Origin of the sequence: Dyella sp. ASV21 (genome assembly GCF_016428975.1) — a bacterium.
GTDB lineage: Bacteria > Pseudomonadota > Gammaproteobacteria > Xanthomonadales > Rhodanobacteraceae > Dyella.
In genome coordinates, this window is record NZ_JAELTT010000049.1 from 18,587 (window position 1) to 33,687 (window position 15,101).

At 65.0% G+C, this 15,101-nt stretch carries 9 protein-coding genes; 3 read left to right on the forward strand and 6 right to left on the reverse strand.

All coding sequences use genetic code 11. From position 1 onward, the window contains the following. Positions 1-2: 2 nt before the first annotated feature. From JHD67_RS15255 to JHD67_RS15275, 5 genes are all read right to left on the reverse strand, one after another. Entirely contained in the window at positions 3-1,502 is a 1,500-nt protein-coding gene (locus JHD67_RS15255) for an MFS transporter (protein ID WP_199100085.1), read from the reverse strand. Further along, on the reverse strand, positions 1,499-3,721 hold the full coding sequence (locus JHD67_RS15260; protein ID WP_233171935.1) for a Six-hairpin glycosidase-like protein: 2,223 nt from the start codon (positions 3,719-3,721) through the stop codon (positions 1,499-1,501). Before JHD67_RS15260 ends, JHD67_RS15255 begins: the two co-directional genes overlap by 4 nt. Next, a complete protein-coding gene (locus tag JHD67_RS15265) occupies positions 3,718-6,048 on the reverse strand; it encodes a TIM-barrel domain-containing protein (RefSeq protein ID WP_199100086.1) in 2,331 nt (776 codons plus the stop codon). Before JHD67_RS15265 ends, JHD67_RS15260 begins: the two co-directional genes overlap by 4 nt. Beyond that, complete coding sequence (locus JHD67_RS15270; protein WP_199100087.1) at positions 6,048-7,625, reverse strand: alpha-amylase family glycosyl hydrolase; 1,578 nt, start codon at positions 7,623-7,625, stop codon at positions 6,048-6,050. Before JHD67_RS15270 ends, JHD67_RS15265 begins: the two co-directional genes overlap by 1 nt. A gap of 187 nt (positions 7,626-7,812) precedes the next feature. Next, positions 7,813-10,728: a TonB-dependent receptor gene (locus JHD67_RS15275; protein ID WP_199100088.1), complete on the reverse strand. Its 2,916-nt coding sequence runs from the start codon at positions 10,726-10,728 to the stop codon at positions 7,813-7,815. Positions 10,729-11,223: 495 nt separating this feature from the next. Here JHD67_RS15275 and JHD67_RS15280 point away from each other — a divergent pair, with 495 nt between their 5' ends. From JHD67_RS15280 to JHD67_RS15290, 3 genes are all read left to right on the forward strand, one after another. Beyond that, entirely contained in the window at positions 11,224-12,840 is a 1,617-nt protein-coding gene (locus JHD67_RS15280) for an alpha-glucosidase family protein (protein WP_199100089.1), read from the forward strand. A 106-nt stretch (positions 12,841-12,946) separates the two neighbouring features. Then, positions 12,947-13,165: a hypothetical protein gene (locus tag JHD67_RS15285; protein ID WP_199100090.1), complete on the forward strand. Its 219-nt coding sequence runs from the start codon at positions 12,947-12,949 to the stop codon at positions 13,163-13,165. Between the two features lie 200 nt (positions 13,166-13,365). Further along, positions 13,366-14,562, forward strand: a complete 1,197-nt coding sequence (locus tag JHD67_RS15290; RefSeq protein ID WP_199100091.1) for an FAD-dependent oxidoreductase — start codon at positions 13,366-13,368, stop codon at positions 14,560-14,562. 57 nt (positions 14,563-14,619) lie between these two features. On the opposite strand, the gene JHD67_RS15295 is transcribed toward JHD67_RS15290, so the two are convergent. After that, positions 14,620-14,880: a PAAR domain-containing protein gene (locus JHD67_RS15295; protein ID WP_233171936.1), complete on the reverse strand. Its 261-nt coding sequence runs from the start codon at positions 14,878-14,880 to the stop codon at positions 14,620-14,622. Positions 14,881-15,101: the final 221 nt, after the last annotated feature.

Genomic DNA, 15,101 nt, shown 5'->3' on the forward strand with positions numbered 1-15,101 from the left:
GATCAATGGTGTCCGGCGCCCGCGGGCGCGCTGGAGAAATCCGAGGAGGGCTCGTTCACACGCAGCGTGCACAAGCCGGCGATGAACAGGCTGGCGCCACCCATGGCCAGCGCCCAGATCGGCTGACCATGGAAGAACAGACGCAGCAGCAGGCCCAGTACGCTGGCGGCCAGCAATTGCGGAATCACGATGAAGAAATTGAAGATGCCCATGTACACGCCCATCTTCGCCGCCGGCAGGTTGTCCGACAGCAGCGCATAGGGCAGCGACAGAATCGAGGCCCACGCAAACCCCACGCCCACCATGGAGAGCAACAGCCATTGCGGGTCGCGGATCACCAGGAACGACAGCAAGCCCGCACCACCCAACAGCAGGTTGAGCAGATGGCTGGTGCGCAAGCCCCAGCGACGCACCATCAGCGGAATCACCGCCGCCGCCACGGCGGCGAACGCGTTGTAGGCGGCAAACAGCACACCCACCCAGTTGGCGCCTTCGTTATAGGCGGCCGAATGAGGATCGGCGCTGCCAAAGTGCGTGGCCGCCACGGCGGGGGTGGTGTCGATCCACAGCGCGAACAGCGCGAACCACGAAAAGAACTGCACCAGCGCCAGGCGTCGCATGGGGCCGGGCATGCCGTAAAGGTCACCCATCACCTGGCGCACCATGCCCTGGCTGCCGGTACGCGACAGCCAGGCGAACAGCAGGCCGAATACGGCCAAGCCACCGGCCAGCAGGTACAGCTCCTTCTCCAGCGCGTAGTGATAGATCGCCGGCAACAGCAGCACACCGAGCACCAGCAGCACCACGCCCACGCGCCACGCGCCGGTAACGTCGGTGATGGATTTTTCCGCCCGCGCATCGTCGAACGATCCCAAGCGCTCGGGCGGGTATTCGCGCGTGCTCAATACCGTCCACAACACCGAACCCAGCAGCACGGCGCCACCGAGATAGAACGCGTACTTCACCGTGTCGGGGATGGCGCCCTCGCCCGCCACGTTGCTCACGCCCAGCTTGGCCAGCAGCCAGGGCAGCAGGGAGGCCACCACCGAACCCACGCCGATGAAGAAACTCTGCATGGCGTACCCGGAGGGCCGCTGGCGCGGCGGCAACTGATCGCCCACGAAAGCACGGAACGGCTCCATCGAAATATTGATGGACGCATCCATTACCCACAGCAGGCCGGCCGCCACCCACAGCTTGGGCGAATTGGGCATGCACAGCAGCGCCAGCGTGGTGGCGATCGCACCGATCAGGAAATACGGGCGACGACGCCCCAACCGTGTCCAGGTGCGATCGGACAGATAGCCGATGATGGGTTGCACGATCAGCCCGGTGAAGGGCGCGGCGATCCACAGCGCGGGAATGTCGCCCACCTCCGCGCCCAAGGTCTGGAAGATGCGGCTGACATTGGCGTTCTGCAGGGCAAAGCCGAACTGGATGCCCAGGAACCCGAAGCACATGTTCCAGACCTGCCAGAACGACAGCTCAGGCTTGCGTGTCATGGCGTGCGCGTTCCGGCCGGCGACAGCAGCAGGGCTTCCACCGTCGCGTCGTTGACGGCACCGGAGGCACCGCCCTGCTCGCCGGTGTAATGCGCGTTATGACTCAAATAGCTCATGTTGAAGCCCTGCTCCAGGCTGAAATGGCACGGCGCACCCGCCGACGCGGTAAAGCTCGCCGACGTGGAACGCTGACTGCCCACGCTATGCGGCATCGTCACCGGCACGCGCTGGGCTGCCGCGCCTTCGCACTGCACGACGAGCTGCTTTACGGCAGCGCTGACGCCGGTATTGATCGGGCCATGGTCGTTCACATAGGCAAACGCGGCCTGATAGACGCCCGACGCCGGTGCACGCCAGGTCCAGCCGCTGGCGCCGGCCACGCGGGTTTCCTCGCCGTGGCAGCTGTCGGGGCTGGGCAGCGACTCCAGGCCGCCTTCGCCCACCTGGGTGAGCTGGAAGCAGCCGCGCGTGGCGGACACCGGCACGCTCAATGCGCCATCGATCGGGCCGATACGGCGACCATCCCGATACAACACGCCCTTGCCCGGCGCCGTTACGCGCCATGACGAGCCCTGCTGCGTGACCACGGGCGCGGCCGGCATGTCCGGACCGTACAGCGGTGCATCGGTGCGCAGTGCCTTGGCACCGGAGCGAATCGCCTTGAGCTGCACGATGGTTTCATCACCTTCGCGCTGCCGCGATGCGGCCACCAGCAGATCGCCATCCAGCGTGGCCGGACGCACCAGGGTGATGCGCTTGCCCGATACCGTGAGCGTGATGCGCGACTGTTCGCCAAACAACGGCGCCAGCCAGGCGGCGGGCAGCTTGGGCTCCACGCGCCCATCCTCGCCCAGGCCGAACACACCGCCCATCACCATGTCGAGGTAGCCGGCCACCGACCACAGCTGACGCGGCGAATTCACCACCGGGCCGCTCAACGCGCCTTCGTCCACGTGCACGGCCTGCGTGACCAGCTCGTAGTTCTCCATGTTGGATGCCGCCAGCGCGGCGCCACGGAGGATGGAATCCATCTCGTGCGCGATGCGCGGCGCATCGTTCACCGTGCGCGCCGCACGCAACGCGTAGGCGCTGACAAACGGCCAGATCGCGCGGTTGTGGTAGACCGGCTGGTCCTTGCGTTCGGGCCAGATCACCGGGCTGCCCGCAGGCCATGCGGGATAGTTGGCGAGCGTCTGCGTGGCCTTGACGGGATCGGCCACGCCGCTGGTCACCGCCAGCGCGATGCCGAGCAGATCGTAGCTATCGACCGGCATGGCGTTGGGGCCGACGTAGCTCATGTACATGCCGCGATCGGCGCGCCAGAACCGCGCGTTGATGGCGCGCTTGAGCGATGCCGCCTGGGCGCGGTAATCCGCGGCGGCCGCATCGTGACGCTGCTCGGCCAATTGGGCCGCCAATTGCAGCGCCTGGTAATGCAACACATTGGTGGAGAGCGCAAACGACTCGCCGATAAAGCGCACGTCCTTCTCGGTCCACGCCGGATAAGTCTGCTCGCGCCAATCGAGGAACGAGGTCTCGCCACGATAAAGGCCTACAGAGGCGTCGAAGACGTACAGGCGATCCTGCGCCAGCGTGTCCTGCAGGGCGCGCCAGGTGTCCGCGGCAAACGACGGGTCATCGAGCAGATGGCGCGCGGCGAGGAACCACACCACCCGATCGGTGCTGATGGGCCAGCTACCGCCAGAGCCAGTGTCTTGCATCACATACAGGCCCTGCGTCGCGCTGGATTCGCGCACGTCGGACAGTTTGAAGCGCAGCGACTGTCGCGCACGCGCAGGATCCAGTCGCCACAACACCAGATCGATCGAGTAGGACAGATCGCGCGTCCACACGTACGGCCATTTGGCGCCGGTGGCATAGCAGTCGCAGGGAATCTCGGCGCCGTGGTCGTAGGCGCCATCGCGAATGGCCGACACCGAATCCTGGCGCAGATCGTCCTGGGCCATGGCGAACAGGCCGTCGAACAGCGGGCTGGCGGTATGCACCGTCATCGGCTGCTTGCCGATCGCGCGATCGCCCTGGGGCGAATGCAGCACAAAACTGCCATCGGCGTTGGCGCTCATGCTCGCGCTCTGTCCACGCCAGCTCACCTCGCCCTTGGCCCCCACCGTCCCGGCTTGCACGGCGCCCGCGCACAACCACGCGGCGCACAACCATGCCAGCGGACGACGCCGCCACACCCGTACGGGCCGGCTCATGGCTGCACCGCCGCAGCGTTCAATCGAATGTCCCGCAGCTTGCCTGCTTCCAGCTTCACGTAGGTCACCTCGCCGAATCGATCCCTGCCCTGCGCCCAGCCCTCGCCTTGCGAGGCGCGCAAGGCCTCGATGGTGCCCAGCTTTGGCAGCGGCGTGCCAGCGCTGTCTACCGCTTGCGCGCTGTCGCCGTGGATGGCGAATACGTAGTCGTGCAACGCCGGCGTGATGTTGCCGGTAGGCGCCGCCGTACGCAGGTGCACGCCATGGCCCTCACGCCGCGCCGTCAGCGCTTGCAGGAAGTACGCGCCTTTCTCGTAGCCGTAGGTTTCGCCATCGTCGTCGTAGATGTCGAAACGCGTCTCGGTGTTCGAGGGAAATACCTGCACATCCAACGCGGTCACCGGATGCTGTCCCACATAGTCCATCACCGGCTGCTGCGGGATGATCGCGCCTTCGCGGATGAACAGCGGAATATCGCTCCAGCCCTTGGCGTCGATTGCCAGCACGAGATCGCCGCCCCCTTCATAGGTCTTGCCATCGAACCAGCCGAACCAGCGACCGGGTGGCAACGAAAGATGCTTGACCGTCTGCCCCTGCTCCACCACCGGCGATACCAGGAGGTATTCGCCGAACATCCAGGCGTCGATGCGATCCCGCTGCGCGGGGTCGTTGGGGTAAGCGAACTGCAATGGCCGCACCAGGCCCACGCCGCTGACGTGGTTCTGGTACTCGTAGCCGTAGATATAGGGAATCAACGAGTAGCGCAGGCGAATGGCATCCGTGGCCGCCTGCTCCGCCACCGGGCCATATACCCAGGGCTGGCGCTTCTGGCCGAAGTCGCCGTGCACGCGGAACACCGGCGTAAACGCGCCGAATTGGATCCACCGCGCGAAGTTTTCATCGGAGGGACGCGGCGCCTTGAAACCGCCGCCATCCATGCCCCAGTGCATCGCACCCACGTCGAACGCGGCGAGCATGCGTTGGCGCTGCGCCGCCATGCTGGCGAAGCCGCTCTGGATGTCGCCCGACCACACGCCGTAGGCGTAACGCTGGGAACCGAGGTAGAAGTTGCGGTTCACCGACCACACCCGCTGATCGCTGTGCGCGCGCTGGCCGTCGTACATGGCGCGCTGCATGTTGAGGAACTGGGTATCGATGCCGCTGTCGTCGGCCTCGTCGTTCCACCAGCCCACGATGCCGGTATCGAAGGAGTGCTTGAGCGCGTCGTTGAAAAACCATTCGCGCACGGCTGGCTGGTCGAAATCCACATCGCGCACGGTCTTGTGGGAGAAGTAGTCGGGCGCGGCCTTGGATGGGGCCAGCCAGTAGCCGTGCGCGGTGGCATCGCGACCTTCCACCGTATCCGTGTGCACGCGCGGCTTCATGATGCCGGTCATGCGCATGCCGCGCTCGTCCATCCACGCCTTGAGCTTGCCGTTCGGACCATCGGGAAACGTGTCGGTGTTCCAGCGGAACTCGCCCATGTCTTCGCCCCACGCCTTCCAGTCGAAGTCGAAGGTGAAGTTGTCGATGGGAATGTGCTTGGCGCGGTAGGTTTCCACCAGCGACTGCGCCTCCTTCTGATCGATGCCCCACTGGCTGTTGGTAAAGCCCATGGCCCACTTGGGGAACATCGGCGCCGCACCGCTGAGCTGGCGCACCTGGGCGAACAATTGGGCGGGCGTGCCCACCAGCAGATAAATCGTGCGCACCGGGCTGTTGGCCTGGATGCTGATCTCCGTTGCCGAAAGGTCGAAATGTGCCGGCTCCGCATCGGCCAGCACACCGTAGCCGGCCGTGCTCCATACGAAGGGCGCGCCGGTATGGCCTTGCTTACCCGCCGTGGCAAGCTGCTTGCCCTGTCGCTCCAGGTTGCCGGTCGCCGCGTCGAATGCGTTGAGGCCGCCGATGCCGTACTGCGGCTCGCCCTTGGCGTGACGCAGCCACCAGCGGCCATCCAGCGCACGGGACAGATCGCCGCTGAGCAGCAGGCGGCCATCGGGCGACTCCAGCCGCAACGCATGACTGCGCGGATTCCAGCGCACGGTGAGCGCCGCCGAGCGCAGCACCTGCACCTCGCCCTCATCGCTGCGCTGCACGTCCACCGGATCGAAGCTGGCCTGCGCGTCGATCACCGGCGTGGCCGGTTCACGCACGCCATCGGCACGCAACTGCACCACGCCCGGGGCGAGCAGGCGCAGTTCCAGGCGCCCCTTGGGCAGCGTCAGCTCCAGGCGATCGGCCTGGGCGTCGCTACGTGCCGCCAGGGCGGCGGGTGCCACGGTGAATGCAGCAAGCAGCGCGAGCGCCAGCAGCCGCGTCCGCATCAGTGCAGCACCACGGTGCTATAGGCGGGCAGCTTGAGCCCCGCGTCGGTGAGGGTGGCTTGGGCTTGGGTGGTAAGCATCACGGCGGCGTCCCTGGGCAGTACGGTCCCCCTAGGCTTCCACATCACGTCCTTTCCGGAAAGGTTGTGCACCACCAGCAGGCGCTGCTTACCGTCGTCGCGCCAGAAGGCGAACAGGTGCGGATCGTCGGTGGCGATCAGCTCCAGCTTGCCGTCGCGCAGTGCGCTCTGCTGCGCGCGCCAGCCGATCAAGGTGCGATAGGTGTTGAGCAGGGAATGCGGATCGTCCTGTTCGGCCTGTACCGACACGGCCGGACCCTGGTTCACGCTGGAGGGCTTCCAGCGCGAATCGCCCGGCGCACTGTCGCGCTGCCAGCGCATGGGTTCGCGCAGGTTGGGGTCGGGCTTTTTGCCTTCCATGCCCAACTCCTCGCCGTAGTACAGATACGGGCGACCGGGCAGGGTCAGCAGCATCGCTGCCGCCATGCGCATGTGATCGAAGTCGCCGCCGAGGCGACTCATCACGCGCTCCTGATCGTGGTTGGACAGAAAAGTAGAGTCGATGAATGGCACGTCGCCCGCGCTGGCGTAAGCGGCGTAGGTGGCCTTGAGCAGTTGCGCCAGATCGCCCGCGCGCTCGCTCTTGGCGCTGACGATAAGCTGCTCGGCCAGCGGAAAATCGAAGATCGAGCCCAGCGGCTTGAGATAGGGCGCCAATTGCGTGGGCGACTCGGCGGTGACCTCGCCGACCAGCGTCGCCTTGGGATTGATCTGTGCGATGGCGTCATGGAACTCGGTCCACCACTGCACGTTCTTGGCGATGATCTCCGGATCGTGCTGGCGTGCCTTGAAGTCATCGTAGATGTGCTTGGCCGCATCCAGGCGATAACCGTCGACGCCCTTGGCGATCCAGTAGCGTCCGACCTTGATCATCTCCGCGCGCACGGCCGGGTTGTCGTAGTTGAGATCGGGCATGCCGCCACCGAAATCGCCCAGGTAATGGGCATTGCCCAGCGTGTGCCAGATCTTTTCGTCGGAGGCGGTGCTAAGCGCTTTGAGGTCGGCCTGCTTATCCGCCCAGGTGTACCAGGCGTGATGCGGATCGGCGGGGTCACGCGCCGCCAGGAACCACGGATGCACTTCGCTGGTGTGGTTGATCACCATGTCCATGGTGACGGCGATACCGCGCTTGTGCGCCTCGTCCAGCAGGTGCTGCAGATCCTGCTCGGTGCCGTACTGCGGGTTGATCCCGTAGTAATCGGTGATGTCGTAACCGTGATAGCTGGGCGAGCGGTTGATCGGCATCAACCAGATGCCGCTGATGCCCAGCGACTTGAGGTAGTCGAGCTTGGCGGTGACGCCGTTGAGGTCACCGATGCCATCACCATTGGTGTCGTACCAGGCGCGCACGAAGATTTCGTAGTAGACGCCCGAGTCGCCGTGCGTCGCGGTGCTGGGCGGCGGCGCCTCGTCCGCGTGGGCCAGCGTCGGCTGGGCCGAGCCAAGGGCAAGGGCGATAAGAAAAGCCAGAGGGCTGAACAAGCGACTGCGCGACATAACCGTGCTCCATTCGATGGCCGCAGGCCCTCGTCGGAACGGTAACACCGGAAACGCCGCGCATCGCTTCGGACCGGTGACCGCCACGCCGGGCCTCGCGGTTGGCAGGAAGCTGGCGCGCCGCCTGGCGCGCCGCCCCGGAAAGCATCGCGCCGGCCTTCTTGCGAAAGGCCGGCGCGATCGTGGCTTATAGCTTGAAGTTGACGCCGAGGTAGGTGGTACGACCGAAGTACTGAATCGTGCCGGTCTGCGACGGGTCCGAACCGAAGTAAGTGCGGGTGGGCTGGTTACTGAGGTTCAGCATCTGGAACACCACGCCCCACTGCTTGGTGATGTCGTACGAGGCCTGGAAGTCGTACACCGTTTCCGAGGCGAAGGTGACCATCTGATTGGTCACCGACATCTGCGTGTCGGAAGCGAAGCTCGAACGATAGTTACCCGACAGACGCGCCGAGAACGGGCCGTAGTCGTAGAACACCGCCGCGCTGGCCACCCGCTTGGACAGGCCCGGCAGGCCGATGTACGAGGTCGGGCCGCCCAGCGTGGTGGGGTTGCTCACCGTGCTGGAGGTCAACGCAAAGTTGGTCTGCACACCCAGGCCTTCCCAGATGCCCGGGAAAATGTGGTTCTTGGCGAACGACACTTCCAGGCCGCGCACTTCGCCGCCCTTGGCGTTGAAGGCGGTCTGGTACTGACCGTTGAGATAGGGCTTGCCGGTGTTCGGATCGGTCGGTACCGGGATGCCGGCTGCAGCGAAGTCGAAGTTGTTGTACGTCACCGCCTGCACGAACGACTTGATGTCCTTGTAGAACACGCCGCCGCTGATCAGGCCGCTGGAGTCTTCGAAATAATGCTCGAAGGTCAGGTCGTACTGGGTGGCGCGCAGCGGATCGAGCAGCGGGCTGGTGCCGCCCCACACGTTGTACTGGCCGCTGGACACCCAGGAACCGGAACCGGCCAGCATCTGGTTGATCGGCGGACGCGCCAGCACCTTGGCGGCGGAGAAGCGCGCCTGGTCGTTGTCGGTAAGGTGGTAAGCCAGGTTCAGCGACGGCAGCCAGTCGGCATAGGTCTTGCCAACGGTGAGCGGTGCGTAGTCCAGGCTGGTGACGCCGAGGCCGTCGGTGATCGGCACACCGGCTCCATTGCCCACCTGCTGCAGGCCGTTGCTGTACTGCTTCTGGTGCGAGTAGCGGAAGCCCACGTTACCGGTCAGCTCGTGGCCAAACACGTCCTGCGCATCGATGTCCGCCATCAGGAACAGATCACGGGTCTGCTCGTTCACCTGGCCGCTCTGGATCAGCGTCCAGTTGTTGGCGAAGCTCTGCACCGGGTTGGCGGTGAGGCCATGCGCGGCAAGGATGGCCGGACCATTGAGCTGCATGAAGCAGGGCAGGCCCGAGAATTTGCCCTTCCAGCAGGTCAGCGTGGCGGCGCTGGCGGGAATGCTCAGCGCGGGCTGGTTGTAGCCGGCCGCACCCTTGTTGGTATTGTCGGTGCCCCACTCGGAACCGTAGACATACGCCTCGCGGTCGGCATTGTAGGTGTGGTTGTTCAGATACACGCCGGCTTCCAGCGCGGACAGCCACGAACTGTTGGGCATGTCGTACTTCACGCTGGTACGGAACGCCTTCATCTTGTCGTGATAGATGTAGGGGTACACGCCGTAACGCGACAGGCCCAGGTCATTGAGGTTGGTGTACAGGCCTGGGTTGGCGAAGGACACCGTGCCGATGCTGCGACCCGCCAGCTGATAGGTGGTGGACTGCGGCATCAGGGTTGGTGTGGCCGAACCCAGGTTGCTGTACGGATCGGCCGTGGTGTCCACGTTGATCTCGTTGCTGGTGGCGCGCGACAACGACAGGTCGGCGTCCACGTGCCAACGATCGTGGTTCCACTTCATGTTCAGGCCGCCGGAGAACACGCTGGTGTTGGTCGTGTAGTTGTCGGCGGTGGTTTCGTTGGAGAACTGCTGCGAGCCACCGGTGCCGCTCACCGTGCCGCCGGTCATCGTGCCGTTCGGGCCGAATACCGGGTTGGTGATGGTGACGCCGCTCTGGTAGATGTTCTGCGTACGGAAGCCGTAGCCGAACGACTCGTTCTTGAACTTGGAGTAGAACGCATCGCCCGACACCTGCAGCTCGTCGGTCGGCTTCCACACGATGGTGGCGATTTCGCCGGTGCGACGCTCGGTACCGCCGTTCTGCTGCAACTGCAGACCCTGGGTGAGGTAGCCCTGGCGACCGCCCACGTTGTAGAGCGAACCATCGGAGGCTTCACCCACGAACTGCTCGGCCACATGCGGCTGGTACATCTGGGCCACGCCCAGGCCCACGCCCAGGGTGTTGTCCAGGAACTTGCCCTGCCACGCCGCGCTCACGCGGTAGCCGTTGGAGTTGGCGCCCGCCACGTCGTTGGCCTGGCTGTTGTAGCTGCCGCGCACGTCGACGTTGAGGTTCTGCTCCTTCGGGGCGTTCAACGGGTTCGCCGTTTCCATGCCGATGGTGCCGCCCACGCCGCCGGTAATCAGCGATGCCTGGGACGACTTGTACACCGTCGCCATGTTGATCAGCTCGGAGGGGTACTGATCGAACTGGATGTAGTTGCTGCCGCTGGTGGAAGGCTGCTCGCGACCATTGAGCGTGGTCTGGATGAAGTTGCCCGACAGGCCGCGGATGTTGATCTGCGATGCCTGGCCGGCGATGCGCTCGGCGGACACGCCCGGCAGGCGGGTCAGTGCGTCGGCGATGGACTGATCCGGCAGGCCACCGATGTCGGCCGGCGTGATCACGTTCTGGATGGTATCGGCGTAACGCTGGTAGTCGATCGCCTTTTCCATGCCCTGGTTGTAGCCCGTCACCGTGATGGCGGAGAGGCTCTTGGCCAACTGCTGGTCCTGCGTCTGCTTGGTCGCGTCGCCAGTGGTGTTCTGGTCGGCCTGTTGTGCGTTCGCAGGCGCCGCCTGCGGATCGCTGGTCGCGCCATTGCCAGCGGCATTGCCGCCCGCGTTCGCACCCGTATCCGTCGGCGTCGCCTGAATGCCGGCGGTGAAACACAGTCCGGAAGCCAGCGCCAGGGCCAGCACATTACGCTTGAGAATCACCGTCTTCCCCTCCCACGGGTTTGCACTTCTAGTTTTGGTTTTGTAGTTACCGCAGCCGTCCCCACAGACCGCTGCGGGCTACGCGCCAGTGCATGCCGAAAACTTCGGAGGGCCCCGTCGCGTGGCGGCCATGGTAGGGCTGCGCCAAAGGGCGAACAGGTCTATGCATACGTATTCATGACCGCGTTTTTTTGTGCACCTTTGACAAAATGCTAAGGGATTGGCGTCGCGCGACCGCTGCGATTGGCACGCCGAAAAAATGCTTCTGGTACGTGCAGATGCGCGCAGTGGTGCGGTTCTTAGCGGCAAGAGGTCTTATCGCAGCGCTGCATATTCGCGTGCAAGAATGTTCTTGCTGCACTGCAAAAACTGCATTTTTTGAATACGTATGCAGCGGCCGCCTTGCATCGGCGCTCTGCCTTTAAGCTGCCCCCCGCGCCTCGCTCAAGCCTCGGCTTACGCGATGCATGCATTGGCGGACACGGGACATGCAAGATGAGTGATGCACCTTGGTGGCGAGGAGCCGTCACCTACCAGATCTACCCGCGCAGCTTTATGGACACCAACGGCGATGGCGTGGGTGACCTGCCGGGCATCATCGACAAGCTCGACTACGTGGCGAGCCTGGGCGTGGACGCGATCTGGGTCGCGCCATTCTTCCGTTCGCCCATGGCCGACTTCGGTTACGACATTGCCGACTATCGGCAGGTGGACCCGCTGTTCGGCAGCAATGACGACTTCGATCGCTTGCTGTCCAAGGCCCATCGCCTGGGCCTGAAGGTGATGATCGACCAGGTGCTCAGCCACACCTCGGCGGAGCACGCCTGGTTCAAGGAAAGCCGCGAAAGCCGAGACAACCCCAAGGCCGACTGGTACGTGTGGGCCGATGCGCGCGACGACGGCACGCCGCCCAACAACTGGTTGTCGCTGTTTGGCGGTTGCGCCTGGCAGTGGGAGCCGCGTCGCGGCCAGTACTACCTGCACAACTTCCTCACCTCGCAGCCGGACCTCAACTTCCATCATCCGGACGTGCGCCACGCCGTGCTGGACGAAGTGAAGTACTGGCTGGACAAGGGCGTGGACGGCCTGCGCCTGGACGCCATCAACTTCTGCTTCCACGACCAGGCGCTGCGCGACAACCCGCCCAAGCCGGAAGAAAAGCGCGTCGGCCGCGGTTTCAGTCCGGACAACCCGTACGCGTTTCAGTACCACTACTACAACAACACGCGACCGGAAAACCTGGGCTTCCTGGAAGACCTGCGCGCCTTGCTGGACCGCTATCCGGACGTAGCCGCGCTGGGCGAAATTTCCGCGGAGGATTCGCTCGCCACCACCGCCGAATACACCAGCGGCCGCCGCCTGCACATGGGCTACAGCTTCGAATTGCTCACCGACGACTACAGCGCGGGCTACATCCGCGGCACGGTGCAGAACCTTGAAGCGCAGATGCGCGAAGGCTGGCCGTGCTGGGCCATTTCCAACCACGACGTGGCACGCGTGGTCAGCCGCTGGGGCAACGGCCACGCATCGCCGCGCCTGGCCAATATGCTGAGCGCGATGGTGTGCTCGCTGCGCGGTTCGGTGTGCGTCTACCAGGGCGAAGAGTTGGGCCTCACCGAAGCGTATGTGCCTTACGAGTCGCTGCAGGATCCCTACGGCATCACCTTCTGGCCAACCTTCAAGGGTCGCGATGGCTGCCGCACGCCGATGCCGTGGAACGGTGGCGTCAACGCCGGTTTCAGCGTGGGCGAGCCATGGCTGCCGGTGCCGCCGGAACACCAATCCCTGGCGGTGACGCTGCAGGAGGGCGACGCGCACTCCGCGCTCAACGGCTTCCGCTCGTTCATGACCTGGCGCAAGGCGCAACCGGCGCTGCGCTGGGGCGACATCCAGTTCCTGGATACGCCCGAGCCCGTGCTGGCCTTTACCCGTCGCCACGACGGGCAGCGGGTGCTGGCCGCCTTCAACCTCTCCGACGCACCGGTGCAGCTGACCTTGCCGGACATCGCCCAGGCCACGCCGATCAACGGCCACGGCCTCGCCCATGGCGAACTCCACGGCCAGCAATTGAGCCTGCCGGCGCACGGTCTGCTGTTCGCTCGATTGGACTAAACCCTTTCTCCCCTCGACGGCGGACGCGGCCCATCGCGCCGCCGTCGACTTTTCCTGCACTCTGCACGCACTTATGATCGGGGCTCCGTTTTCGCTGGAGTAGCCCATGCGTGCACTATTGATCGTGGTTGGTCTTGCCCTGCTGGCTGGCGGTATCTGGGCCATCTTTGGCCACGGCAGCTACCAGGACACCGATACCCTGGTGCAGATCGGTTCGGCCAAGGTCACGGCCACCCACGACAAGGCCATTCCGCAATGGATGGGCATCGCCGGCATCGTGGTCGGTGCGGTGCTGACGCTGGGCGGTTTCCTCAAAAAAGGCTGAGTCGCGACCGCGGTTTGCCAGCCCGTGCGCCGCCGCCCGTCATGCGGCGGCGCCACGCTACCCCGTCGCTCCCGCTTTCGCGGAAAGGATGGTCGGTTCTCCCCTTGATGCACGCGTCAGTCGCCCGTTCGCGCGCCCATGGCGTTAGGATCACCGGTTCCGCACCCAACCCGTCAGGCCACGCAGTGAAGGACAACGGCATGCAGCGACGTCAATTCCTCTGCCAGGCCGGCGCCACGCTGGCAGCGGCCTCGACAGTCGGCCTTGTCGGCTGCACACCGGCAACCACGCGCCCCGGCGGCAGCGCCGCCGCAGCGGTGGGCACGCACCTGCAGACGGACGATCGCCAGCTCGCACCGATCCATGCGCAGATCGATCGCATCACCGGCGTGTACGTATGCACCCGCCCGTTTCGCGCGGCCGGTCCGCGCATCGAAATGGAGCGATTGGGCGAAAAGACCGTCGTGCACAACTACGGCCACGGTGGCAGCGGCTGGTCGCTGTCGTGGGGCTCGGGCACGTTGGCCTTGCACATGGCGCAAAGCACCGGCGCCACCGAACTGGGCGTGATCGGCTGCGGCGCCATCGGCCTCACCACGGCACTGCTGGCACAACGCGCAGGGCTCGCTGTGCGCATCTACGCCAAGGAATTGCCGCCGGATGTGTTTTCCATGCGCGCGTCCGGCTTGTGGACGCCAGACTCGCGCATCTGCCAAGCCACGCACGCGCCCGCACTCGCCGAACGCTGGGAAATGATGACGCGCCTTTCCTATGCGCGCTACCAAAGCCTGCTCGGCCTGCCCGGCCAGCCGGTCGAATGGATCGAAGGCTATTCGCTCTCCGATGCACCGTTCGGCAAATTCCACGGTGACGTGCCCGATGAACCTGAGTACGGTGACTTCAGCGATCGCGTAGGTGACCTCACACCGCGCTCGGTGGAGCTGGCGCCCGGCAGTCATCCGTTCCCCGAGCCCTACGTACGCCGCTACACCACGCTGATGTTCAACATCAGCAGCTATGCCAATTACCTGCTGAACGAATTTCGCGCTGCCGGCGGCCACATCGAGGTGCGCGAGTTCCACCAGCCCAGCGACCTGCACGCCCTGCCCGAGCGCACCCTGGTCAACGCCACGGGCTATGGCGCCCGTGCCCTGTTCAAGGACGACTCGGTGATTCCCGTGCGTGGCCAGACGGCGCGACTTATCCCCCAACCGGAAGTCCGCTATGGCTTGCGCAGCGGTAACATCAGCGTAGTACCGCGCAGCGACGGCATCCTGGTGCAAGTGATCGGCGACGCCGGCAATTTCAACAATCCCGATACCACCCCGCACCGCGAAGCCTCCGAAGCCGCCGTACGCGAGCTGGCGGACCTGATGAGTCAAATGCGACGCGGCTGACATGTCGTCGCTGCACACCGCGCTGCGATAGAACGATCGACCTTCGCGGAGTTGGGTTTACGGCACCATGCAACGCGCATCGCCCTGCTCCAGCACGCCCCCGTGATCCGTGCTATCGCCTTGCCGCGCCACCGCCCTGCCGCGAATGGAAGCGCTTGGCGAACCGCTGATGATCTTGGCGCCACAACTGGTTTCATCGCCCACGCACGCCACCTTCTCGCCGCGCACCAGGCCGCTTTCGGTACCGGTGGTGACATGGCCTGGGCCATGCAGGGGGCAGGAGTGCGTGTGTCCAACGAGAACCACAGGGCGTGACATAAGGGCGTTGCTCCATCTGCGAGGCGAGCGGTTAAGGCAGGTTAGCCACGGATCGTGAGCGAGCGGCTACTACGCACCGATCCACGTCCACACAACCTGGTTTTCCTGCGCCGCGCTGGGCAAGCCGAACTTGAGTACGGGCCGCCCGGCCTCCATGCGCGTGGGCCGCACCTGCGCATGGAAGTACTCGGGCGCCCCCAGCGGCAACGTGGGCAGCCAAG

What these genes read in the sequence shown, in the direction of transcription:
- JHD67_RS15290 (WP_199100091.1), top strand. Translation starts at nt 13,366, where the DNA reads ATGCAGCGACGTCAATTCCTCTGCCAGGCCGGCGCCACGCTGGCAGCG.
- JHD67_RS15270 (WP_199100087.1), bottom strand. Translation starts at nt 7,625, where the DNA reads ATGTCGCGCAGTCGCTTGTTCAGCCCTCTGGCTTTTCTTATCGCCCTT.
- JHD67_RS15285 (WP_199100090.1), top strand. Translation starts at nt 12,947, where the DNA reads ATGCGTGCACTATTGATCGTGGTTGGTCTTGCCCTGCTGGCTGGCGGT.
- JHD67_RS15295 (WP_233171936.1), bottom strand. Translation starts at nt 14,880, where the DNA reads ATGTCACGCCCTGTGGTTCTCGTTGGACACACGCACTCCTGCCCCCTG.
- JHD67_RS15265 (WP_199100086.1), bottom strand. Translation starts at nt 6,048, where the DNA reads ATGCGGACGCGGCTGCTGGCGCTCGCGCTGCTTGCTGCATTCACCGTG.
- JHD67_RS15255 (WP_199100085.1), bottom strand. Translation starts at nt 1,502, where the DNA reads ATGACACGCAAGCCTGAGCTGTCGTTCTGGCAGGTCTGGAACATGTGC.
- JHD67_RS15260 (WP_233171935.1), bottom strand. Translation starts at nt 3,721, where the DNA reads ATGAGCCGGCCCGTACGGGTGTGGCGGCGTCGTCCGCTGGCATGGTTG.
- JHD67_RS15280 (WP_199100089.1), top strand. Translation starts at nt 11,224, where the DNA reads ATGAGTGATGCACCTTGGTGGCGAGGAGCCGTCACCTACCAGATCTAC.